At 71.1% G+C, this 23,809-nt stretch carries 13 protein-coding genes; 4 read left to right on the forward strand and 9 right to left on the reverse strand.

The annotated features are described in order from the left end of the window. Positions 1-83: 83 nt before the first annotated feature. Positions 84-2,723, reverse strand: a complete 2,640-nt coding sequence (locus QSK20_RS00110) for an MGH1-like glycoside hydrolase domain-containing protein (protein WP_285786493.1) — start codon at positions 2,721-2,723, stop codon at positions 84-86. Positions 2,724-2,831: 108 nt separating this feature from the next. Between QSK20_RS00110 and QSK20_RS00115 the strand changes: the two genes are divergently transcribed. Together QSK20_RS00115 and QSK20_RS00120 are read left to right on the forward strand one after the other, a co-directional pair. Then, positions 2,832-4,775 (forward strand): amylo-alpha-1,6-glucosidase, encoded by a 1,944-nt coding sequence (locus QSK20_RS00115; protein WP_285787157.1) that lies wholly within the window; start codon positions 2,832-2,834, stop codon positions 4,773-4,775. A 143-nt stretch (positions 4,776-4,918) separates the two neighbouring features. Then, positions 4,919-6,235 carry a glycosyltransferase family 4 protein gene (locus QSK20_RS00120; protein ID WP_285786494.1) on the forward strand — a complete coding sequence of 439 codons (1,317 nt, stop codon included), beginning with the start codon at positions 4,919-4,921 and terminating at the stop codon, positions 6,233-6,235. A 20-nt stretch (positions 6,236-6,255) separates the two neighbouring features. Here QSK20_RS00120 and QSK20_RS00125 read toward each other — a convergent pair whose 3' ends face one another. The 5 genes from QSK20_RS00125 to QSK20_RS00145 all read right to left on the reverse strand — a co-directional run bounded on the left by QSK20_RS00125 (position 6,256) and on the right by QSK20_RS00145 (position 16,595). Then, complete coding sequence (locus QSK20_RS00125) at positions 6,256-6,726, reverse strand: DUF1707 SHOCT-like domain-containing protein (protein ID WP_285786495.1); 471 nt, start codon at positions 6,724-6,726, stop codon at positions 6,256-6,258. A 374-nt stretch (positions 6,727-7,100) separates the two neighbouring features. Beyond that, complete coding sequence (locus QSK20_RS00130; protein ID WP_285786496.1) at positions 7,101-7,424, reverse strand: hypothetical protein; 324 nt, start codon at positions 7,422-7,424, stop codon at positions 7,101-7,103. A gap of 9 nt (positions 7,425-7,433) precedes the next feature. Beyond that, positions 7,434-14,651: an FG-GAP-like repeat-containing protein gene (locus QSK20_RS00135; RefSeq protein ID WP_285786497.1), complete on the reverse strand. Its 7,218-nt coding sequence runs from the start codon at positions 14,649-14,651 to the stop codon at positions 7,434-7,436. Next, on the reverse strand, positions 14,627-14,926 hold the full coding sequence (locus tag QSK20_RS00140) for a hypothetical protein (RefSeq protein ID WP_285786498.1): 300 nt from the start codon (positions 14,924-14,926) through the stop codon (positions 14,627-14,629). The genes QSK20_RS00135 and QSK20_RS00140 overlap by 25 nt, the downstream gene beginning before the upstream one ends. Before the next feature lie 331 nt (positions 14,927-15,257). Further along, on the reverse strand, positions 15,258-16,595 hold the full coding sequence (locus QSK20_RS00145) for a S8 family peptidase (protein ID WP_285786499.1): 1,338 nt from the start codon (positions 16,593-16,595) through the stop codon (positions 15,258-15,260). A gap of 197 nt (positions 16,596-16,792) precedes the next feature. On the opposite strand from QSK20_RS00145, the gene QSK20_RS00150 reads away from it, so the two are divergent. Both QSK20_RS00150 and QSK20_RS00155 read left to right on the forward strand, forming a co-directional pair. Then, positions 16,793-17,875, forward strand: a complete 1,083-nt coding sequence (locus QSK20_RS00150) for a PQQ-dependent sugar dehydrogenase (protein WP_285786500.1) — start codon at positions 16,793-16,795, stop codon at positions 17,873-17,875. Between the two features lie 261 nt (positions 17,876-18,136). After that, positions 18,137-18,946, forward strand: a complete 810-nt coding sequence (locus tag QSK20_RS00155; protein ID WP_285786501.1) for a metal-dependent hydrolase — start codon at positions 18,137-18,139, stop codon at positions 18,944-18,946. Between the two features lie 139 nt (positions 18,947-19,085). Here the strand turns inward: QSK20_RS00155 and QSK20_RS00160 are convergent, their stop codons facing one another. From QSK20_RS00160 to QSK20_RS00170, 3 genes are all read right to left on the reverse strand, one after another. Further along, entirely contained in the window at positions 19,086-20,123 is a 1,038-nt protein-coding gene (locus QSK20_RS00160) for a LacI family DNA-binding transcriptional regulator (protein ID WP_285786502.1), read from the reverse strand. A gap of 184 nt (positions 20,124-20,307) precedes the next feature. Next, on the reverse strand, positions 20,308-22,158 hold the full coding sequence (locus tag QSK20_RS00165) for a GH39 family glycosyl hydrolase (RefSeq protein WP_285786503.1): 1,851 nt from the start codon (positions 22,156-22,158) through the stop codon (positions 20,308-20,310). Between the two features lie 89 nt (positions 22,159-22,247). Next, complete coding sequence (locus tag QSK20_RS00170) at positions 22,248-23,795, reverse strand: glucoamylase family protein (protein ID WP_285786504.1); 1,548 nt, start codon at positions 23,793-23,795, stop codon at positions 22,248-22,250. Positions 23,796-23,809: the final 14 nt, after the last annotated feature.

The raw sequence follows: 23,809 nt of genomic DNA on the forward strand, positions 1-23,809 counted from the left end.
GAGGAGGGGACCCCTGCAACCACCTCACACGCACCACCCCACACACACCGCCTCGCCCCACCCTTGCAACCACTGCAACCGCCTCAGCGGCGCAGGGTGAGGATCAGGTCGGCGACCAGCGCCGTCCAGCCGGTCTGGTGCCACGCGCCGAGCCCCGCGCCGTTGTCCCCGTGGAAGTACTCGGGGAAGGCGATCAGGTCCCGCCAGTCCGGGTGGGTCTGGAAGAGCTGGCAGGCCCCGTAGATCGGCCGCCGCCCCCAGCCGTCCCGGGTGAACAGGGCGATCAGCCGGGCGGAGAGGTCGTCGGCGATCTCGTCGAGGCTGCGCTTCACGCCGGAACCGGTCGGGTACTCCACCTGGAGGTCGTCGCCGAAGAACGCGGCGTAGTCGCGCAACGCGCTGACCAGTAGAAAGTTCGTCGGCATCCAGATCGGCCCGCGCCAGTTGGAGTTGCCGCCGAACAGTCCGCTGGTCGACTCGGCCGGTTCGTACCCGACGCTGAACTCCTGCCCGGCGAGGGTGACCGAGAACGGCTCGTCCAGGTGGGCCCGGGAGAGGGTACGCAGCCCGTACTCGGAGAGGAACTCCTCCGGGTCGAGCATCCGGGCGAGCAGCCGGACCACCTGCTCCGGACCGACCATCGACAGCAACCGCTGCTGCCGGCCGTCCGGGCCGATCCGGCGGGCACCGACCACGTCGGCGTACTCCGGCCGGTTGGTCAGGAACCAGCGCAGCCGCGCGCCCAGTTCCGGCAGGTGGTGCAGGGTCCGCGCGGTGAGCCGGGTGGTCGCCGCCAACGGCAGCAGCCCCACCACCGAGCGCACCTTCAGCGGCACCTTCGTGCCGTCGGCCAGCCGGAGCACGTCGTAGAAGAAGGCGTCCTCGTCGTCCCAGAGCCCCTGGTCGTACGCGGCGGCGGCGATGTACGCGAAGTGCTCGAAGAACTTCGTCGCGACGTCGACGTACGCCCGGTCCCGCTCGGCGAGGATGACCGCCATGTCGAGCAGGTTCAGCGCGTACATGGCCATCCAGCCGGTGCCGTCGGACTGCTCCAGCACCCCGGCCACCGGCAGCGCGGCCGACCGGTCGAACGGGCCGACGTTGTCCAGCCCGAGGAAGCCGCCCTCGAAGACGTTGCTGCCCAGGGTGTCCTTGCGGTTGACCCACCAGGTGAAGTTGAGCAGCAGCTTGTGCAGCACCCGGGCGAGGAAGCCGTGGTCCCGGCCGCCGTCGATCTCGAAGACCTTCAACGCCGCCCAGGCGTGCACCGGCGGGTTGACGTCACCGAACGCCCACTCGTACGCCGGGATCTGCCCGTTGGGGTGCAGGTACCACTCACGCAGCAGGAGCAGCAACTGCTCCTTGGCGAAGCCGGGGTCGACCCGGGCGATGCTGACACAGTGGAACGCCAGGTCCCAGGCGGCGTACCAGGGGTACTCCCACGGGTCCGGCATGGAGATGACGTCGAAGCTGTTCATGTGCCACCAGGCGCTGTTGCGCCCGTGCCGCCGTCCGGCCGGCGGCGGGGTGGAGCCCGGGTCGCCGTCGAGCCACCGTTTCACGTCGAAGTGGTAGAACTGCTTGCCCCACATCAGTCCGGCGATGGCCTGCCGGGCCACCAGGGCCTCGTCCTCGCTGGCGGCGGCCGGGATGACGTCGGCGAAGAACCGGTCCGCCTCGAAGCGCCGGGTCCGCACCGTCGCCTCGAAGCCGGCCCCGAGGTCGAGGGCGGGGGCGGTCGCGCCGGCGGGTGGCGGCGCGGTACGGGTCAGCCGCAGCCGGATCTGCCGTCGCCCGCCGGCCGGCACGTCCAGTACGTAGTGCAGCGCGCCCTTGGTGCCGACGCGCTCCGGGTTGACCGTGTCGGCCCCGTCGACCACGTGGTCGTTGATGCCGTCCTTCGGGTAGCGGGACCGGCCGGGCAGCCCCCAGAGCCGCTCGGCGTTGCTCTCGTTGTCGCAGAGCAGCGGGGTCGGTGTGCCGTCCCCGGCCAGCACGAGCTGACCGAGCACCCGGTGCTCACCGACCAGCCGGCCGTCCTCGCCGGTCAGGGTGGGCACCCGGTCGCTGCCGGGCAGCCCCCAGCCCCAGGTGTTGCGGAACCACAGGGTGGGCAGCACGTGCAGCCGGGCGGCCCGGTCGCCCCGGTTGGCCACGGTGACCACCATGCACAGGTCGGTCGGGGACGCCTTGGCGTAGTCGACGGTCACCGCCCAGTACCGGTCGTCGTCGAAGATGCCGGTGTCGACCAGCTCGTACTCGGTGTCGTCCCGGCCGCGCAGCCCGTTCACCGCGACCAGCTCGTCGTACGGGAAGGCGGCCTGCGGGTAGTGGTAGCGCCAGCGCATGAAGGAGTGGGTGGGGGTGGAGTCCTCGTACCACCAGTAGTCCTTGGCGTCCTCGCCGTGGTTGCCGCCGTCGCCGCCGAGGCCGAACATCCGCTCCTTGAGGATCGGGTCCCGGCCGTTCCAGAGCGCCAGCGCGAAGCAGAACGTCTGCCGGTCGTCGCAGACGCCCGCCATGCCGTCCTCGCTCCACCGGTACGCTCGGGACCGAGCATGATCGTGGGGGAAGTAGTCCCAGGCCGTACCGTGTTCGCTGTAGTCCTCCCGCACCGTCCCCCAGGCCCGTTCCGAGAGATAGGGGCCCCATGCGCGCCAGTCCTGCTCACCCGAGTCGGCCTGGGCCAGGCGCATCCGCTCGGCGTCGGGGGGCGGTGCCATGGGAGGAGTCACGTCAGTGATCACCCGCACATCTTCGACGCCGCGCGGTCACTTGACCACCGTACCCACCGTCGTCGTGGCGTGTTGCACGTCGCTGCTGGAGGAATGTTGATCGACATCGGTTTCGGCCCGCAGGTCTGTGGCGAGCTCACCAGCGGGGCCACCCGCGAATGGCTGGTGCCCGACGGCCGGGGCGGGTACGCCATGGGCACCGTCAGCGGCCTGCGCACGCGCCGCTACCACGGGTTGCTGGTGGTGGCCGGCGACACCCCGGCGACCCGGCGGGTCGGGCTGGCCAGCCTGGACGCCTCCGTGCTGCTCCCCTCCGGCGCGCAGGTGCGCCTCGGGGCCCACGAGTGGTCCTCCGGCGACGTCGACCCGCGCGGGTACGAGTTGCTGGAGCACTTCGCCCTGGTCGACGGGCTGCCCCGGTGGCGGTGGCGGATCGGCGACACGGTCATCGAGCGGGAGCTGGCCATGCTGCCCGGCCGTCCCTGCGTGGCGGTGGTGCACCGGCTGGTCTCCGGTGGTCCGGTGCGCCTGGAGCTGGCGGCGGTCTGCACCTGGCGGGACGCGCACGGGGAGCGCCGCGCGGACGGCCCCGCGCCCCGGATGGAACCGGTCGACGGCGGGGCCGTGATCGAGGGCGCTTTCCGCCTCGCCGGTCCGGACTGGACGCCCGAGGGCCAGTGGTGGCTGGGCGTGCGCCACCGGGAGGAGGCCGCCCGGGGCCTGCACCCGGACGAGGACCTCTGGTACGCCGGCCGGTTCGCCGGGCAGTTGGCGCGCCCCGGCGACACCGTCTCCGTGCTGGCCTGGGCCGACCAGCTCGACGTCACGCCCCCACCGGCGACCGAGGTGGTGGCGACCGCCCGGCGACGCAACCGGCGGGTGGTGGCCGCCGCCCGGCCGGCCGACGCGGTGGAGGCGACGCTGACCCTGGCCGCCGACGCGTTCGTGGTGCGCACCGACCAGGCGCCGGTCGACGTGGTCGCCGGCTACCCGTGGTTCGGGGCCTGGTCGCGGGACACGATGATCTCGTACGAGGGGTTGTTCCTCTGCACGAACCGGGCCACCGAGGGACGGGAGCTGCTGCGGTCGTACGCGGCGACCCTGTCGGAGGGGATGCTGGCGAACACCGCCGACACCGGGCGGGTCGAGTACAACACCGTCGACGCGACCCTGTGGTTCCTGCACGCGGTGAACCGGCACGTCACCCTCACCGGGGACACCGACCTCGGCAACGAGCTGCTGCCGGCGCTGCGCGGGGTGGTCGACGCGCACCTGGCCGGCACCCGGTACGGCATCGCGGTCGACCCGGCCGACGGCCTGCTCACCCAGGGCGGCACCCCGGGTGTCGCGCTGACCTGGATGGACGCCCGGGTGTACGGGGCGCCGGTGACGCCCCGGACGGGCAAGCCGGTCGAGGTGAACGCGCTGTGGATCAACGGGCTGGCCGGACTCGTCGAGCTGACCGAGCTGGCCGGGCAGGACATCGGGGAGCTAGAACGGCTGCACGAACGGGCGGTGACCGCGTTCCGGGAGCGGTTCCCCGCCCCGACGGGCTGGCTCTACGACGTGGTGGACGGGCCCGCGCCGGCGTACCCGCTGGGCGGCGCGCCGCACCACGACGACGACCTGCTCCGCCCGAACCAGCTGCTCGCCTGGTCACTGCCGCACGCGCCGCTGGAGCCGGACGAGGCGACGCTGCGCCGGGTGGCCGCCGGGCTGCTCACCCCGCTCGGGCCGCGCAGCCTCTCCCCCGACTCCCCCGGCTTCACCGGCCGGCACCGGGGCACGCCGGCCGAGCGGGACGGCGGCTACCACCAGGGGACGGTCTGGCCGTGGCTGCTCGGGCCGTACGCGGACGCCTGCCGACGAGGCAAGGTCCCGGTCGACGAGCTGTTCGTGGGCATCGAGGCACACCTCACCGAGTACGGCCTGGGTTCGGTCAGCGAGACGGCGGACGGGCTGCCGCCGTACGGGGCGACCGGCTGCCCGTTCCAGGCGTGGTCGGTCGCCGAGCTGCTGCGCGCCCGCCGTACCCGATAGGCCCGCTTTACAGAGCCGCAACGGCGGCGTCGCCGCAGGTTAGCGAGCCGGCGGCAGGATTGGCCCCGACCAGGGCGCGGCGACGGGGACTCCGGACAGCGGAGGCCGTCGCCGCGCGCAGGGGACAACTCCAGGGGGACCGCATGTCACCGGACGCCGACGTGATCGACATCCACTCCGCCCGGCCGCAGCGGGTGCTGATGCTCTCCTGGGAGTACCCGCCGGTGCTCGTCGGTGGACTCGGCCGGCACGTGCACGCCCTCTCCGTCGCCCTGGCCGCCGCCGGGCACGAGGTCACCGTGGTCACCCGGCACGTCGAGGGCGCGCCGCTGGAGGAGTACGCCGACGGCGTCCGGATCCTGCGTGCCCCCGAGGACCCGGTGGCCTTCCCCCTGGCCACCCCGGCCCTGCTCGCCTGGACGATGGCGTTCAACCACACGCTCACCCGCACCGCGCTGCGCGCCGCCGACACCGGCGAGTACGACGTGGTGCACGCCCACGACTGGCTGGTCGCGCACACCGCCGTCACCATCAGCGAGCACCTCGACCTGCCCCTGGTCACCACCATCCACGCCACCGAGGCCGGCCGGCACCAGGGCTGGCTGCCGGAGGAGATGAACCGCACCATCCACGGCGTCGAACACTGGCTGAGCAACTCGTCCACCCGGGTCATCGCCTGCTCGGGCTACATGCGCGACCAGGTCACCACCCTCTTCGACGTGTCCGCCGGCCGGGTCGACGTGGTGCCCAACGGGGTGGACGCCCGCGCCTGGCAGGCCCGCCCGCGCGCGGTCACCGCCGCCCGCGCCCGCTTCGCCGCCGACGGCCCCCTCGTCGGGTACGCCGGCCGCCTGGTCTACGAGAAGGGCGTGCAGCACCTGGTGGAGGCCGTGCCGCACCTGCGCCACCGGCACCCCGGCCTGCGCGTGGTGATCGCCGGGGACGGCCCGTACAAGGACGAGCTGCGGGCCCGGGTCGACGGCCTGGGGCTGACCGACACGGTCCGCTTCACCGGCTTCCTCACCGAGTCGCAGCTCCCGGCGATGCTCGGGGCCACCGACGCGACCGTGGTGCCCAGCCTCTACGAGCCGTTCGGCATGGTCGCCCTGGAGGCGGCGGCGGCCGGCGCACCCTTGGCGGTGGCCGCCACCGGCGGACTCGCCGAGATCGTCGAGCCGGGCGTCACCGGCATGACCTTCCCGCACAGCGACCCCGACGCGCTCGCCGACGCGGTCGGCCGGCTCGTCGGCGACGAAGTGTTCGCCCGCCGGGTCGCCCGCCGCGCCCGCACCATGGTCGGCGAGCGGTACGGCTGGTCGACCATCGCCGCCTCCACCGCCGCCAGCTACGCCACCGCCCGCCGGGAACACGTGCCGCTGCGGGTCCGCCGGGCCGCCGCTCCCCTGGCCGGCGTACGGTCGAAGATCGCCATCCCGGAGGGCAACCTGCTCGCCGTCTGACCTTCTCCGCAGGGGTTCGTTCAGCCGGAGGCGCGCGGGTCACCGTCGCGGGTGCGGTTCGGTGAGGGCCGGCGCAGGTGCTCGGCGTAGGCCATCGCCACGGTCACCGCCACCGGCACGGCCAGCGCCCACCATGTGCCGTAGACAACTCCACACACGATGGCCACCGGCAGTCCCAGCCCCAGCGTCAGACAGCCTGCCAGAGCACCGGGCGGGATGTCCTCGTCAGGTTCGGCGGCAGAATCGGCAGAGGACGGCATCTGCGGGTGAGGTGCCGGAAGATCAGCGAAGATCCTGAGCAACTCCGTCTGGTTGCCCGCCTGCTGGCATGCCGCGATCCGCCGCTCGAACTCGTCAACGTCCAGCCTTTCCTCGTCGAGATGAATTTCGAGTGCGTCCTCTGCCGCTCGACGTTCGGGGACACCGATGCGCACCTCGGGTGGAGGCCCGCCGGAGTGAGATCCATGACCGTCGACGCTGTTCACGGCCATCGGCCCGGAGCCGACGGGCGCTGCCCGGTCGGGACCACCGCCCGCAACGCCCTCCGTGCCGCCCACGACGACGTATCGCCGCAACAAGCCGCGACCGAGCGGGCCAGACCTAGCCCGGACGGCCTCAGCGGACGTGGTGACCCCAAAAAGGTGCCGCCTCGAACGGCAGACAGCACGGCGCGGGAAGTACGACACATCGGGACCTGCACACGGATCAGCCGCCGATTCGAGTCACGTGTCTCCCGCTCTGACTACTGTGGAGATTCGTCCTGCCGGGAGGCGATCGCGCCCCTGCCGGGCGTACCGTCGGAGGCCGCCAATCTCGACGGAAAAGCCTGCTCGTTATGCGGTAAGAGTCATCATCTGAAGAACCACTAAATTGGCCTACCTGCCACACCACTGTAACCAACAAGGCCATGTTTCTTTGCGAGTTTCAAAACCTCAGGAAGGTGTTCCAACTGTCGCACCGAAAGGGTCAGGAGTACGTATTTCGAGAGATCTTCCGGACTCTCCTCAAGATCATATTCCGACGGCTCCAGCTCGTTGCGCATATCCGGCCAACGAGCTAGCAACTCCTCTCGAAACCGCAGCAAGTCGACACTGGCCACAAGATCGCCAGTATCACCCTCAGCAATACCGTCGAAGATCCTCTCGGCATCGCCCAGACCACCTTTCCAGAATCCAAAGTCGCTACTCACAACACCCTCCTAAGGGAATCTCGGCAAGCAGATAGGGCAAGCCGTACTGCGACGAAGAACTGTTGTTTTGAAGCCGTAAGTCTGCTCCAGCCAAAGGTCCTTCCTCCGCTGCCCCTTGGTATAATTCGATTTATTTACCTTAACCTCAAAGAGATCGAGACCCCCCCTCCTGTTCCTAACCGCGATATCTACCTGGCGAACACCGTAGGGTGTCCAGAGCTCGAATCCATTTCCATAGCTTTCGCTGTAGATATCCGACCGCCGGTGGAACCGCTCAAGAGTCGAGGTCATTTCGGCGACGCCTTCAGCCCCCCGAGCCTTGTCATGGGTTCGATCATTGCAGTTGTGCACGAGGACTGCGGTGACACTTGCCAGCACATAGTATGTGTGGACGTTTGCGACGGTGAGATCGTGCATGGTCGCGTCACCGAGGAAGGTGTGGACCTTGGCGACCGAGACGATCTCGCCGGTGGAGGTTTTGAGCAGCTCGGTCGGGCGGAGTTCACCCGCGTCTACCCACTCCTGGCGACTCTCACTCCAGAAGGGGTGGTTCTCGGTCGTCTCCAGCGTGACGAACTCGCCGCCCTCGGTGCGTACCGACAGGTCGGTCAGTTCGGCGTCCCGGTTCACGTGCAGGTCGGTCACGACCTCGGCACTGGTCTCCCCGGTTTCCGGGTCGTGTGCCAGCACCTGGTCGCCTTCGGCGATCTCGTCGATCCGCCGCGTGTCGCCGTCAGCGAGAAGCACCTCAGTGTCCGGGGCGAAACTGTGACCACAGGGAGGCAGGCCGCCGACCACCTCGTCCTTGACGGTCTCCTTAATCTCCTCCCTGATCTGATTCTTGATAGCGTTTTTAACTTTGCCCTTCGACGAGGGCTTGCCCGTCGACTTGGAAGAATTGCTGGTTGACTTGGAGGGCTTGGTGCTCTTTGTCGGCTTCGGCTTGCTCCCAGAGCGAGGGCTCTTCCCCTTCGAGGTCGGCGACGAAGGCTTCTTCGCCGGCGACTTCTTCATCGAGCGCGAGCGCATCGCCCTCATCTCGGCGCTCGTCACAGAACTCGAGTGGGAGGACCCCTTCAAGCTTCTACCACTGAAGCGGAAGCGATTTTTCACCCATTTGAAGAACGACGATGGCTTGATGCTGAAGCCCCCACCGAGCGAACCTCTCGCGCCGCCACCACCACCCGCGCCGCCGCCCGCGTGTTCGATGCGGCGCAGGCCGTCGGGGTCGGAGTAGCGGACGGGGTTGTTGCCCGAGTACGAATAGGCGTTCAGGCTCTGCGGGTCGCCGTAGTCGACCAGCGGGTCGACAGAGAGGAACCGGCCGGTTGCAGGGTCGTACTCGCGGGCCCCGAGGTGGGTGTAGCCCGTCGGGTCGATGGTCCCGCCGACGAAGCCCTTGTCGTCCGGCCAAGTGCCCGGCGGCGCGCCACGGTTCTCGCCGAACGGGGTCATCCGCCGCCGGGTGACGCTCAGGTCACCGGAGTCGATCGCCAACTGGGTGGTGCCGTGGTGGTTGGCGGCCATCCAGGTGAGGCCGTCGGTGGTGGTGCGTACCGCGTTCGGGTAGTAGCGGGTAGCGGTGACCTGACCGGTGGTGTGGCTAAGCCGGTACTCGCTCTCCCCGAGGTAGAGGATCTTCTCTGTTCCGGGGTTGTCGACGATGAGCCGCCCACCTTCGGCGTCGTACAGGTAGGTGTGGACGGTGGTGCCGTTGGTGAGCTGCGCGAGCAGCCCTTCGGCGTCGTAGGTCAGCGTCTGGTTGGGCGTGCCACCGCCGGTGCGGGTGGCCAGGAACCCGCCGTTGTCGTAGGTGTAGCTGGTGGTGGGTCCGCCACCGCTGGTGGTGATGCCGGTGACCGCATGCGGGCGGGCCGACCCCGGTGCGGGGTACGTGTAGGTGCGGGTGGTGTCGCCCCCGGCGCTGTGCCGGGTGTCAGTGGCCCGGTTACCTGCGGTGTCGTAGGTGTAGGAGTGCCAGTAGGCGTCCGCCCCGCCGACGATCGCCTGGCTGGGGTTGGCCTGGCAGGTGCCGGCGGTGGTGGTCCACGCCTCGGTCAGGCGCTGGAGATAGTCGTAGCCGAAACACTGGTTGGCCACGACGGTCGTGCCGCTGGTCTCGGAGATGCCGAGGACGTTGCCGTCGGCGTCGTAGCTGTACTGCTCGGTGAGTCGCTCGACCCAGGTGTCCGGGGTGATCTGGTTCTCGGTGTGCACCTCGGACTTGGTAAGGCGGCCGGTGGCGTCCTCGATCGTGGTGGTGATCCGGGTGCGCTTGGTGCCGCTGCCCAGCGTCTGCTGCTTGAGCGCGCCGTGCCAGTGGTACTGGGCGCTGGCCAGGTAGGTGGAGAGCCCGCTCACGCCGGAGAGGTAGCCCTGGTCGGTGTAGGTCCCAGTGACCGTCTCCGCCGGCAGGCCGCCCTTCGCCGGCAGGTCGGTGGTGGCGAGGGTGCCGTCCGGGTGGTAGCCGTAGCCGGTGGTGTACGTGCCGGCGAGCAGCCCCTGGCTGGCCGGGATGGTGTCGGTGACCCCGCTCGGCTGGTAGAGGTCGGTGTAGCCGGCGATCTGCCGGACGTAGTTGCCGGAGGTGTGGTGCCGGGTGGCCGAGGTCGGGTAGCCCTTGGCGAGGTTGTCGTACACCCAGGAGGCCCGCAGGGCGCCGGTGGCGTTGTCGTCCCGCAGCGCGGTCAGCCGACCGAGTTCGTCGTAGCTGCGGTGCAGTACCTCGCCACGACCGTCCGTCGAGGTGACGAGCTGATCGTTGGCGTCGTACCCGAAGGTCTGGTCGCCGGCGTCGGGGTCGTCGGTTGCGGTCAGGCGGCCGAGCCGGTCGTAGGTGTGGGTCCAGGTGTTGCCGGCCTTGGTGACGGCGGTCAGCTGGTCGAGCCGGTCGTATGCGTAGGTGGTCTCGTCGTGGGTGCCGCTGGGGCCGGTGCCGTGGTACTGCCGGAAGGCCGTGGTGCGGCCGAGAGCGTCCTCGATCGTGGTGGTGGGGATGCCGCCGGCCGGCGGGTCGACGTTGGTGCGGTCGCCGTCGTACGTGATGGTCGTGTGCCACTTCTCGGCGTTCAGCGACCAGAGCGCGTCGCGGGTGAGGTCCTCGGTGCCGTCGTACACGTAGCGACGCTGGGTGGGGACATCAGCGTCAGCGAACGTCACCAGGGTGCCGGTCGGCGCGCTGGCGTTGTTGTAGAACGCGGACTCCTTCACCACCAGGCCACGCGAGTCGTACCGGACGTCGGAGATCACCCGCTTGCCGTCCGGGGCGGTGGCCTGGGTCTGCCGCAGGCGCAGGTGGCCGTCGTAGATCTCGAAGGCGCTGATCTGGTTGCCGTTCGGCCCCAGGGTCTTCGTCTGCAGGTAGTGGGCGACGCTGGGGCTGTCGGTGCCGTAGACGAACTCCTGGTTCGGCACGTCGCTGGTGGTACGGCCGGGCAGCCACACCTTCAACTGGCGGCCGAGCGGGTCGTAGCTGGTGGTGGTGGTCTTGTTGTTGGCGTCGGTCACGGTGACCGGCAGCCCGCGCAGGTTCAGGGTCGCCGTGGTGGTCTGCGACTTCGGGTTGGTCTCGCTGACACTGGTGACGCGGCCACCCGACGCCGGGGTGTACGCGATGGTCGTGGTCTCGTCCAGGGCGTCGGTCTCGGTCAGCAGGCGGCCAAGTGCGTCGTAGGTCGCGGTGGAGCGCTTCAGCCAGGTGGGCGTGCTGCCGTTGGCACCGGACATCTCGTCCGACCGGGTGGGCAGGCCCCGGCTGCCCATCTCCCCCAGCGTGGTGCTGCCGTCGTAGTAGGTCCGGCTGCCGGTGAGGGTGTCGGCCGGGCCGGGCGTGGCGGCGCAGTTGGTCGTGGTCGTCTCGGACGGGAAGTCGATCAGCCACGCGTCGGGGTTCCGGGCGTACTGGACGGTCGTGCAGGTGTCGTCGGTGGTGACGGCGACGTCGCCGAGGTCCTCGGTCCTGGTGAGGCTGCCGTACGTCGTCTCGTAGGTGTTGACGCTCCGGGTGGTACGCCAGCTCGACGAGCCGGCCAGCCAGGTCATCTCCCGCGTCGTGGCCGATTCCGTGTAGTAGGCGTAGGCATTGGACGGCTGGGCGTCAGCGGCGGCCGACTGGCGGTGAGCGGTCCGGTGCTGCCACGGGGTGGTGATCGTCTTGCTCAGCGCTATACCGCCGGCACCGTCGTACTCGATCTCCTCGTGGAGCATGCCGGCAAGGTGGGAGTGGTCCTCGGTGACCTCGCCCAGCGAGTTGGTGATCTTTGCGTCCCGGAGGCCCTCACCGGCGTCGGTGCGGTCCTCGTCCATGCCCCGGAAGTACAGCGACCGGGTCTGCGACCGGGTCTGTCCGTCGACACCCGTGGTGACGGTGACCGTGGGCCAGCCCCGGAAGTCCGACCAGGACCGCTTCTCCAGCGGGGTCGACCAGGTGGCCGCCCCGTCACTGTGGTGCCACAGCACGGTGGAGGAGGACCCGTTGGTGGAGTAGTCGTAGCTCTGCTCGACGTCCGGGCTGCCGCCGACGAGGTCCTTGTCGACGACCTTCGACACCCGGTACTTGTTCCACCAGGACCAACCCGGCGCGGGGGCCAGCGGCGGGTAGTAGTACTGCGGGAAGCAGCGCTTGGGGTTGGCGGAGGGGGCCGCCTGGGACGAGACGGTGCAGTCGGATCCCTGGTAGGTGACGGTGGTCTCGCCGCCGTGCTCGTCGCTGACCCGGGTGATCCGGTACCGGTTCACCAGCGGCACGCCGGCGGATACGTTGTGGTCGGTGCGGTTGGCGTACCGGGTGCCACCGAAGTCGATCCGGGGCAGCGCCTTGTCACCGCCGTCCTTGCCGGTGCGGACGATGGTGGACAGCCAGAGGGCCGGGCTGACCGAGGCCTCGCCGGTGGCCGGGAACTGGTGGGTGAGGGTCCACTCGTCGACCGGAACCCGGGCGGTGCCGTTCCACACCTGGGCGGTCACCTTCGCCAGGCGCTTCGTGGTGAAGAAGGACGGGCTGATGTTGCCGGCGCAGGAGGTCGCCGAGGTGGCGCAGTGGAGATCCCAGGGGGTGTCGGGCCAGTTCGCCACGTTCGGCGTCGTCCCGGACCAGCACGACGTCAGGCAACGGTCCTCGGGCTCGAACATCACCCGCATGTGGGGGTTGCCGGTGATCTCCTGGCTGACGCGGAGGCCGTACTCGATCTGCCGCAGGTTGCCGCCACGTTCGTAGATGGCGGTGGAGCTGGCGTTGTTGGCCAGACCGGTACGGGCCTGCTCCCGGTCGTACCAGTACGTCATCGCGTTCTGGTGCGGATCGACGACGTGGTCGAGGTTCCAGCGCCAGGCCTGGCTGCATCGGGAGGCGGTGAACCCGGCGCTGCGGTAGCAGGGCTCCCCGAAGCTGTTGCCGAACACCGGCACGGTCCAGACCGAGTTCGTCTCGCGGTTGAGGGAGACCCAGCCGGGCAGCCGGTCCCGGCCGAAGTAGTACTGCACCCCGTCGGGGGTGGTCAGCCGCCAGTGTTCCCCGTTGTCGTCGCCGTTCTGGTGCCGCAGGCCCACCGAGATGTTGACCGAGGTAGCGGGGGCCTTCCAACCGCCGGTCCCGTTGCCGGCAAGCAGGAAGAGATCCTTGCTGGTTCCGTCGCGCCACAGAACATCCGGCTCGCTGTCGCCGTCATGGTCCCCACCGGAGAAGACGACGTCGGCAGTGCTCGGACCGGTGGCGACCTGCGTACCGCTGGAGGAGAGCCAGCCCCCGGTTCCGTCTCCGGCGAAGAGGTACAGGTTCTTGGTGGTCGCGTGGCGGACGAGGACATCGACCTTCCCGTCACCGGTGAAATCACCCGGTGACAGCAGCTGGTCGAAGTCGCCCCAGCCTGAGCCGATCAATTCGCTCTGTCCGGTGATCCAACCGCCGGTTCCGTTGCCTCGAATCATCATCAGGGCACTGTCGGACGACCTGCGCCACAGGACGTCGACCTTGCCGTCGCCGTTGAAGTCGCCATGACCGAAGGTCGCGTTGGCACCGCTGAACGATCCGATCTGCAGGCTGGTGCCACTGAGCCAGCCGCCGGTGCCGTTACCACGCAGCATCCACAGCGTGCCGTCGGAGCTGCGACGCCAGAGGACGTCGACGTTGCCGTCGCCCGTGAAGTCCCCAGGAGAGAAGACCAGGTTGGCGCCGGTCATCGATGCGATCAGGGTGGCCTTGCCACTGTTCAGGAAGCCGCCGGCACCGTCGCCACGCAGAAGGTAGAGGTTCAGGTTCGAGGCGTACCGAAGCATGACGTCGGCGTGCCCGTCGCCGTCGAAGTCGCCGGGCGAGAAGACGTTGAGGGCATCGTTCCAGTCGACGCCGTTCTGGAGGAGTTCGATCCGGCTGCCGTCGTCCTCGGCCAGCCGCCACGTCGCCGTCGCGCTGTCGCGAATCAGCTCGGTGGACCGGCCCTGCCAGACCAGCGTCGCGTTCTCCTCCCGCCAGCACAGGTCGCCGGTGGCGTTGCTGAAGGTCGGGGCGGGGAGCTGGTCGTCCTTGCAGGACCGGTAGGACCGTTCGACGTAACCGGGCTCGTAGTTCCAACCCTCACCCAGCCAGGACGTCTGTCCGCTCTCGGCGTTGGTCCGGCCGTCCACCGAGCCAGAGGAGTAGCCGAAGGTAACCTCCGGCGCGAGGTCGCTGGGAGCCGCCGGCAGTTCGAGCGGGTACGAGTAGCCGAAGTCGCCGGACGACTGTCCCGCCTGCCAGGCGGACGACTCGGACAACGACGTCTTCGCGAAGGAACCCGTTTCGCTGTCGGTGCCGGCCGAGAGGGCCAGCACGGCGTCCGCGACGGCCTCGCCGCCACCCGGATTCGCCGACGTGGTACCGGCGTCGGTCAGCGTTGCCAGGTCGAGAGCCGCTGAGACGACGCCCGGGTTGGTGTCGTTCGACGACGGCAGAACGGTGTCGACGCCACATGCGGTGGTGTCCGCAGCCTGCCCTCCCACGCACGGCTTCATCCGCACCAACCGGAGGCGCGACGCCCAGTCCGCGCCATACACTGCACGGAAGCCCGAGTAGTCCACCTCGATCCGTACCCGGGAGCGAGTCAGCCCGTCGTCCAGGCGGTCGAGCCGCAGGAGGACCGGAACGCCGGCCTCCTGTGCTTCGCTCTGGTCGGTGACACTCACCTGGAGCTGCTGCGGTGCCGGCACCGAGGAGGCCGGGTCGGGGGTCAGTCGGACCGGCAGGTCACCCACCGGGTCCGCTCCACCTCGCCACCAGCGGCCGGCGTCCGGTCCACCGGAACGACCGCGGAGGCTGCCCCGGGCAGGGAAACCTGTTGGGGTGACCACTGCTGGCGGTCCGAGGGGGACACTCCCCGCTTCTTCGGGGCGAGCCGCTCGACCGGCACGGCCCGGTCCTTCGGCAGCCCGGGTGCGGACGGACGTGCCTGCGCCGGTGACCCGGGGAGCAGGGTGACCGTCAACAGGACGACCCAGAAGAGGCAGAGTCGCCGGGTCGTCCTGTTCAAGGACGCGAACACCGACGACGCACCCGCACCATCGACCACTGTGGGCCTCCCCCGTCACGCAGCACGTGATCACGAAAGCTAGGGAGGCTGCCACACTTCGTCAAGATCCGATTACAAGTTGCTGCCGCAAATACCGCCGAGGCAACGATAGCGGGCAGCCAAACCACCGTGTGTGATCAACAGGTCGGCCCTACCAGCACCGGCATCCGCGGTCGGTGTCGACCGGACGCCACAGTGCCCCCCGCTCGGCCGGGCTTCGCAACGGCCGAACGGGGGCACTGGTCGGTTCTCCCGGCCGGGAGAGCCGGGGGCGGGTGGAGCGCCGCAGGGGTCAGGAGGGCACGTACAACATCCGGCTGGTGGTGTTCGGCCGCGTGCCGAACACCACGCCGGAGGTGGAGTTGGCGATCACCTGGGCGTGCACCTGCGCCGGCGTCCAGGTCGGATTCGCGGCGAGGATCAACGCCGCGGCACCGGCCACGTGTGGCGCGGCCATCGAGGTGCCGGTCTTGGTCGTCCAGGCGGTGTCGGTGGTGTGGCCGGCGGAAACAATGCTCTGGCCGGGCGCGAAGAGGTCCACGCAGGGGCCGTGGTTGCTCAGCCAGGCCGCCCCGTCGTCGGGCCAGGTCGATCCGACGGTGAGCACCGCCGGGATGAACGCCGGCGTCTTCACGCAGGCGTCCCCGCCGTCGTTGCCGGCGGACGCCACCACGGTCACGCCCGAGTTGATCAGCCCGGTGGTCGCGGCCTCGTACGCGCCGGGGTTGAGCGTGGTCGAGTTGCCGAAGCTCATGTTCGCCACGGCGGGCTGTTGCGCGTTCGCGGTGACCCAGTCGATCGCCTGGGTGGTGGTGGCGATGTCGCCGGTGGCGTCGCACGCCCAGACGCGTACGGCGACCAGGGTGACGCTCTTGGCCACCCCGTACGTCGTGCCGCCCAGTGTGCCGGCGACGTGGCTGCCGTGCCCGTAGCAGTCGTCGGCGGTGCCGCCGTCCACCACGTCGATGCCGTTGACGACCCGGGTGCCGAAGTCCTGGTGGGTGAGGCGGATGCCGGAGTCGATGACGTACGCGTGCACGCCCTGACCGCCCGAGGAGGGGTAGTTGAACGTGCTGTTCAGCGGCAGGCTGGTCTGGTCGACCCGGTCCAGCCCCCACGACGGCGGGTTCGGCTGGGTGCCCAGCGTGGTGACCGGGGCGGTGCGGTCGTCGTCGAGCCGGGTGCGGCGGTTCTGCTCCACGAAGGCCACCGACTCCTCGGCGGCGATGCGCCGGGCCGTCGACTCGCTGGCCCGGATGGTGAAGCCGCGCAGCGCGGCGCTGTACCGGTGGCCCACGGTCGCGCCGTGCCGGTCGGCCAGGGTCTTCGCCGTCCAGTCCACCGCGTCCCGGGCCGCCTCGCGGGCCGGCGCGGACAGGGTGCCGCGCGGCACCCGGCCGTCGCGGGTCAGGATGCCGGTGTCCCGGAGCGCGACGCTGTCCTTGAGTACCACGATGTAGCTGCCCGGGATCGCGGTCGGCGTGCCGGCCCCGAGGATGGTCGCCGGCTCGGCCGCCGCCGGTGCGCTGACACCGACCAGCGACGCCGTCCCGACCGCGACGGCCAGCGCGAGGGCACCGAGGCGACGTGGGGCGTCGTGCCGGCGCGGGGTGACGTGTGGAGTCCGCATCTGCTGCCTTCCCGGTCGGTCCCCGGTTGCGGTCCCCGTCGTCCCGCAGTCCTCCCAAGACATCGACCAGAAGCGATGGTATGCGATGCCGGGCCACCGGGGGACAGCGCTTTCCGTATCGATTTGATCACTCGTTGCGATATATATTGACGGAAATCGCTGATAGAATGGTGGTGTTTGTCGTGAGAGTCCGGTTGATGATCGTGGCAGCGACGACGATGGGTGTCGCGCTGACCGGGGGCGGGGCCGCAGCGCTCGCCGACCCGGCCCAGCATGCGCCGGGTCCGAGCGCCACGGTCGAAGCCCTCGGTGACTTCGACTTCACGCGACCGCAGGTGGTCGCCAGCAACCTGACCGTGCCGTGGGGGATGGACTTCCTCCCCGACGGCTCCGCCCTGGTCGCACAACGCAACTCCGGCCAGGTGGTCCGGGTGCGGCCCGGCCAGGCGCCCACGCCGGTGACCCAGATCGCCGGGGTCGCCCCCGGCGGCGAGGGCGGGCTGCTCGGGCTGGCGGTCTCCCCCACGCACGCCCAGGACGGCTACGTCTACGTCTACTTCACCACCTCGACCGACAACCGGATCGCCCGCTTCCGGCTCAGCACGCCCCAGACCCAGCAGCCGATCCTCACCGGACTCGCCAAGGCCAGCATTCACAACGGCGGCCGGATCGCCTTCGGTCCGGACGGGATGCTCTACGCCGGGGTCGGCGACGCGGGGCAGACGTCCACCTCGCAGAACCTCCAGAGCCGCAACGGCAAGATCCTCCGGATGCGTCCGGACGGCACGGTCCCGGCGGACAACCCGTACGCCGGTTCCCTGGTCTACAGCCTCGGTCACCGCCACGTGCAGGGTCTGGCCTGGGACGCCCAGGGCCGGCTGCTCGCCACCGAGTTCGGGCAGAACACGTGGGACGAGGTCAACGTCATCGTGCGGGGCGGCAACTACGGCTGGCCGATCGTCGAGGGCCGGGCCAACGACCCCCGGTTCCGTGACCCGCTGGTGGTCTGGTCGCCCGCGCAGGCGTCCCCGAGCGGCGCGGCGATCGTCGGCAACCGGCTCTACGTGGCCGCGCTGCGCGGGACCCGGCTGTGGAACGTGCCGCTGACCACCTCCGGCGGCGCGGGCACGCCGGTGGCCGAGCTGGTCGGCACGTACGGCCGGCTGCGCACCGTGGAGTACGGCCCCGACGGGTACCTCTGGGTCACCACCAGCAACCGCGACGGACGCGGCTCCCCGGCCGCGACCGACGACCGGGTCCTGCGCTTCCCGCCCCGCTGACCGGGTAGCCGGAAGTCTCCCGCCAGGCTGACCGCGGAGCCGAGCGCCTCCCGCCCCGCTGGACGGCGGAGCCGAAGCCTCCGCCGCGCTGGCCGGGTGGCCGGACCGGCCGGCGGTGACGGGCCTGTTCCGGCCGCGGCCTCCCCCGGGGCCGCGGCCGGAACGTGTGGTTCCACTGCCGACGGACGAGTACCCGACAGCCAGGATGTCGCCCCGGTGCCGTAACTTGTCGATCACGATCTCCGGGGGAGGATGACCGACATGATGGGACCGTCGCACGCGCTCTCCGGCGCGGCGGTGTGGCTGACCGGGTCGTTGGCGCTGGAACACTTCGCCGACTACGAACAGTCCACCCTGGCGCTCGCCGTCGGCACGGCGGTCTGCGCGGGCGGCGCGCTCTTCCCCGACCTCGACCTCTCCGGCAAGGTGACCCGCAACCAGGGCGGGGCCACCGTCGCCCGCACCTTCGGGGTCTTCTCGCTCTTCGTAGCCGAGGTGATCGAGAAGGTGTCGCTCGGCGTGTACTACGCCACCAAGCTCAGCCGCGACCCGAAACGCAGCAACGGGCACCGGACGCTGACCCACACCATCCCGTTCACCGTGCTGGTCGGCTGGGGCACCACCGCGCTCTGCACCGCGTACGGCAAGTGGGCCGTGGTCGGCATCCTGTTCTTCATGATCGGCCTGGCGTTGCGCGGCCTCTTCGACCGCTGGGCGGAACGGGCCGGCTGGGTGATCGTCACGCTGACCTCGGCCGCCGGCGCCTGGTACACCTTCGCGAACCTGCCCGGTGACCGGGGCTACCCGATGATCGGGCTGGCCATGGGGGTGGGCTGCTTCGTGCACATCATCGGCGACATGGTCACCAAGGCCGGGGTGCCGATCCTCTGGCCCATCCCGATCAAACGCCGAATGTGGACGCCGATCGGCCTGCCGAACAGCATCGCGCTGCGGGCCGGCGGCAAGACCGAGATCGTGGTGGTCCGCTCGGTGCTCACCGTGGTCTCCGTCCTCGCCGCCATCGGCCTGGTCGCCCCCTCGGTGCTGGAGCGCTTCACCACCGACGTCTGACCCGGCGTGCGGCCCGGCCCGACCGCCACGTGATCGACTCGAATTGCGGCATGTCGGCCTCTGCACGCGTGCGGACCGCCCGACATGCCGCACCACGGGGGCGATCACCGCGCGCGCCGGGGTGGAGCACCGGCGTCGGTCAACCGGGGCAGCCGCAGCTGGCCCGGATCACCACTTCGGTGTCGAGCTGCACCGTGGTCGGTGTACGGGCACCGCCGATCTGGTCGAAGAGCAGCCGCGCGGCGGCGGCCCCCAGCTCACGCATCGGCTGACGCACCGTGGTCAGGCGCGGCGACAGGTGGGCGGCGAGGGTCACGTCGTCCCAGCCGGTGACCGCGAGATCCCCGGGCACGGTCCGCCCGACCTCGGCGGCGGCCCGGTACACCCCGGAGGCGAGTTCGTCGTTGGCGCAGAAGACGGCGTCCACCTCCGGGTCGCGGAGGACCTCCAGCCCCGCCCGGTAGCCGCTCTCCGCCTCCAGGCGCTCACATTCGACCGGGCCGCCGACCAGCGGCACGCCCGCGTCGGTGTGCGCCCGGACGAACCCGGTCCACCGTTCCCGCACGTCCGGGGTGCCCTCCGGGTCGCCGACGAAGCGCAGCCGACGCCGTCCGTGGTCGAACAGGTGCCGGGTCAGGGTCTCCGCCGCCTGCACGTTCTCGCAGACCACGGTGGTGACGGCGGGCAGCGCCGGGCGGGCCAGCAGGACCACCGGCACCTGCGTGACCATCTCCTGGAGGGTCGGTTCCGGAACACTCTCGCCCATCACGACCAGCCCGTCGATCCGGGACGCGAGGTCGCGTACCAGCCGCTCGGAGGCGGCCCGGCCGTGGGTGGCCATCACCATGACGACGCTGTCCCGCCCGACCACCTCCGACTCGAAGCCGGCGACGACCTGGGCGTAGTAGGGGCCGGCGAGGTCGGGCATGATGATCGCCACCGCGTCGTGTTTCTCACCGGCCAACGTCTGCGCGGCCCTGCTCGGCCACCAGTTCAGGGTCCGCGCGGCGGCCAGCACCCGCCGCCGGGTCTCCGGCGCCACCGGCTCGTCGGCGCGCAGGGCCCGGGAGACCGTGGCGATGGACACTCCGGCCAGTTCGGCCACCTGGTAGACGGTGGGGCGGCGGCGGTGCGGACCGTCCGCCCGGCCGGCCGCCTCGTTGTCCGGTCTCGTCACCCCACCACTCCGCGTCGTCGACGTTCTCCGGCTCCAGGCTACGGTGCCCGGACGGGTCCGACCTGGTCACGGTGCCTCCCGGGCCGGCTGGCCCCGGGCCGCCGGTCGGGCCGGAGGCGGCAGCGCCCCGGCCGCCGTCGGGCCGGAGACAGCGAGGGCCTCCGGCCCGGCGGCCACGTGCGGCTCAGTCGAGCGGCACGAGTTCCAGCAGGGAGAAGCCCGGCATGGGCAGCGGGAAGGCCCAGCCGAGGACACCGTCCGCCGGGTGTGCCTCGGTGTCCGGTTCGTACCGGTCGAGGGTGTCGGCCGCCCGCAGCTGCGACCACTGCGCGTCGTCGGGCCAGTCCCCGCCGCCGTGCCGCGCCCAGACCTCCTCGATGTTGGAGTGCGTGGCGTCGACCCGCCAGTGCGTCACCCGGTACGGCCGGTCGGCGAGCCCGGCGACGTCGACCCGCACGTCCCGCTCCAGCGCTGGCGCCCCGCCGGCCTTGGACTGGTCGAGGGTGCCGTTCCAGACCAGGACGTGCACCCGGCCGTCGGCGTGCCGGGCCGCCCACGTCTCGACCAGGGAACCCGCCCCGTCGCCGTCGACGGTCACCGGCAACTGGTCGTCGCCGAGCCGGGCGAGCGCGGCCAGCGCCCAGTACCGGGGCTTGCGGAGGTTGCCGACGGTCAGCAGGCCGAACCCGCCGTGGAACAGCCGGGGCGGCCGGCCCAGCTCCTCGAAGTGGTCGGAGGCCACCCAGTACGCCAACGCCTCGATCCGGCCGGCGGCGGAGCGCATGCCACGCAGCAGGAAGGCGGCGGCGAACACCCCGTCGGTGACCGGGTTGAAGTGGGTGGGGGTGATGCCCCACTCGGTCCAGAGCAGCTCCAGGTCGGGTCGGCCGGCGGCCTCGCAGAGCGGACGCAGGTCCAGCGGCGGGCTGCCGTAGGTGTGGGTGGAGAGGAAGTCGATCGGGGCGCCGGTGCGGGCGACGTGGTCCAGCAGCGCGCCGTTCCACGCGGCGGCGGCCGACCCGGGACCGCCGACCCGCAACGCCGCGTCGACGTCCCGGACGGCGCGGGCGGACACCTCGTACAGCCGCAGGTACTCCTCCCGGGTGCCGGTCCAGAACACCTCCAGGTTCGCCTCGTTCCACACCTCGAACTCCCAGCGGCGGACCTCGGCCAGCCCGTACCGGTCGACCAGGTGCGTGACGAGGGCCCGGACCAGGTCGGCCCAGCGGTCCCAGTCCCGGGGCGGGGAGATGATCGCGTCGAAGGCGAAGACCGTCCTGTCCGGCTCCCGGGCCAGGTCGGCCGGCATGAAGGAGAGTTCCACGACCGGGCGCAGGTCGAGGCCGAGCAGCGTGTCGTAGATCTGGTCGACGCGGGAGAAGTCGTACACCGGCCGGCCGTCGACCTCCCGGTAGACCCCGACGTCGTCGTGCAGGATGGCGTGCGCGCGGACCGTCTCGACGCCCAACTCCCGGCGCATGATCGACAGTGCCTCGGTGAACTCCGCGCCGATCGGCCGCCCGCCCGTGGTGTCGGCGCAGAGCAGGTGGCTGAGGCGCTCGGCGCCGATCATGCGTCGCCACGGGCGGTGCACCGGTCCGTCGGTTCCGGCGGCGTCGACGGCGACCCGGACGGCGGCCGGGCCGTCGGGCGTCGACGCCACGGCGACGCCGGCCCCCGGTTCCCCGCACACGTCCACGTCGGCCAGCGTGGCCACCGCGTAGTGGTAGGTGCGGCCCGGCTCGCCGGTGGTGTCCGCGTACGGCGGGTGCGGCACCGCCAGCACGTCGCCGCCCTGGTGGTCCAGGGGAAGGTACGGCCCGTCCGGCCGGTCCGCCCGGTGGACCAGATAGCCGACCGCCCCGGGCACCGGCTCCCAGTCGAGGGTCACCTGTCCCCGCCCGCCGACGGCACGCAGCCCGGTCGGTGGCGGAAGCGCCTCCCGACCACTGCCGCCGTGGCGGCGCAGCCCGATCCGGGCCTCCCAGTCGGCGCGGGCGTCCCCGGTCGGCGTGGCCACCTGCTCGTTGCCCATCCTCGTCCTCTCCCCTCGTGGCGGTGCGCCGTCGATCCCCGTGGCCGCGCGGCCGGTCCTCCCCGACCGCGCGGGCCCCTCGGTGGCGGTCACCCGACCGGTACGGCGAACTCCTCGATCCCGAGCAGCGGGCGGAGCCGCTCGGTGGCCGGTCCGGCGGCGAACCGGCGGCGCAGCGCGTCACCGCCGAGCAGGTTGCCCAGCGCGCCCAGCACCATCCCCTGGTCGAGGGCGAGGTACCGGTGGGCGACGGCGCCGCTGCGCACCGCCACCGCGTCGTGGAAGCCGCCGGGGCCGTAGCAGTCGAAGTCGGCGCGGAGCCGGGCCAGCTGGTCGACCGCCTCGCCGGGGGCGTACGGCAGGGCGAGGAAGACCGCGTGCGGGGTCACCACGCCGTCGCCGTAGACGGTGGGGAGCGGGTCGGCGGGGCGGCAGCCGTCGAAGCCGAGGTTGACCCGGGTGCGTTCCTGGTCGCTGGTGTAGCCGTCGGTGTCCAGGCCCATCGGGTCGACGCCGTACTCCCGGTAGCCGCCGGCCGGGTCGGACGACGGCGAGAAGCCCCAGTGCCCGTACCCGGCCTCGTGCAGGCCGTGGTCGATCTGCCCCTGGACGAACACCGGGTGGTTGCGGCCCCAGCTGTCCGGCGCCCACCGGGCCTCCGGCACCAGCATGTCCGGCATCAGCGCCTCGAACATGGAGCCGCCCCAGCTCGGCACGTACTGCCGTCCCCGGTGCCGGTACGCGCCCTCGAAGACCCGGATGCCGAGGTGTTCGGTGTACTCCCCGACCGGCTTCATCTCCTGCCACGACCAGTCGCAGTTCGGCTCGAAGGTGCGCCACATGGCGAAGTAGTGCTCCCGGGGTACCTGGCCGAGCGCGATCGCGACGTAGCTGCCGATCCGGGTCTCGCTGTTGAGCGTGCCGTAGTGGTGGCCGGTGTACCAGACGTTCGGGCCCCGGCCCCGGTAGTTGTCCTCGACGCCGCCGTTCGGCGGGCGGTCCGGCCAGAACCCGCCGCGCAGCAGGCCGGCGCCGAAGTCGGCGCCCCGGGCGTTCGCGTCGTAGTAGAAGCCGAAGTCCATGCCGGCGAGGATCCGGCCGGCCGACGCGCGCAGCGCCGGGTCGTCGTTGCCGACCACCATCAGCGCGGCGGCCAGCCAGCCGTTGTCCACGCTGGAGAGGAAGGGGTGCACCGTCGAGCCGTCGATCGGCCAGGTGCGCAGCAGCTGCCCGTTGGCCGGGTCGTACCAGTTGTAGAACATCCCGGAGTACGGGTGGCGTTCCAGGCGGGCCAGCGTGTCCAGGGCGGCGCGGATCCGGCGGCGGGCCTCGCCCCGGGAGACCAGGCCCAGCTCGCGGGCGGCGACCGCCGACCAGATCAGGCAGCCGATGTTGGTCGGCGAGGTGTACCGGGACCGGCTGGCCGTGCTCAGGTCACCGTCGATGTTGTCCGCCGGCAGCCCGGTGCCCGGGTCCACCAGGGCGGTCATCGACCGCCAGGTGTCGGCCGCGTAGCGCAGCAGAAGTCGCCGGTCGGAGTCGCCGGACCGGCCGGCCGGGGCCGCGGTCGCCCCGGACGGGACGAGCAGCGCCGCCGACGCGCCGGCGGCCAGCGTCAGCACGGACCTGCGTTTCATCGGAACCTCCTGCG

Origin of the sequence: Micromonospora sp. NBRC 101691, assembly GCF_030269285.1 — a bacterium.
Classification (GTDB): Bacteria; Actinomycetota; Actinomycetes; order Mycobacteriales; family Micromonosporaceae; genus Micromonospora; species Micromonospora echinospora.

Bases quoted from the DNA above. Each gene is read 5' to 3' on its own strand.
- QSK20_RS00110 (WP_285786493.1), bottom strand. From the start codon at position 2,723: ATGGCACCGCCCCCCGACGCCGAGCGGATGCGCCTGGCCCAGGCCGAC.
- QSK20_RS00120 (WP_285786494.1), top strand. From the start codon at position 4,919: ATGTCACCGGACGCCGACGTGATCGACATCCACTCCGCCCGGCCGCAG.
- QSK20_RS00125 (WP_285786495.1), bottom strand. From the start codon at position 6,726: ATGGCCGTGAACAGCGTCGACGGTCATGGATCTCACTCCGGCGGGCCT.
- QSK20_RS00145 (WP_285786499.1), bottom strand. From the start codon at position 16,595: ATGCGGACTCCACACGTCACCCCGCGCCGGCACGACGCCCCACGTCGC.
- QSK20_RS00150 (WP_285786500.1), top strand. From the start codon at position 16,793: ATGATCGTGGCAGCGACGACGATGGGTGTCGCGCTGACCGGGGGCGGG.
- QSK20_RS00155 (WP_285786501.1), top strand. From the start codon at position 18,137: ATGATGGGACCGTCGCACGCGCTCTCCGGCGCGGCGGTGTGGCTGACC.
- QSK20_RS00165 (WP_285786503.1), bottom strand. From the start codon at position 22,158: ATGGGCAACGAGCAGGTGGCCACGCCGACCGGGGACGCCCGCGCCGAC.
- QSK20_RS00170 (WP_285786504.1), bottom strand. From the start codon at position 23,795: ATGAAACGCAGGTCCGTGCTGACGCTGGCCGCCGGCGCGTCGGCGGCG.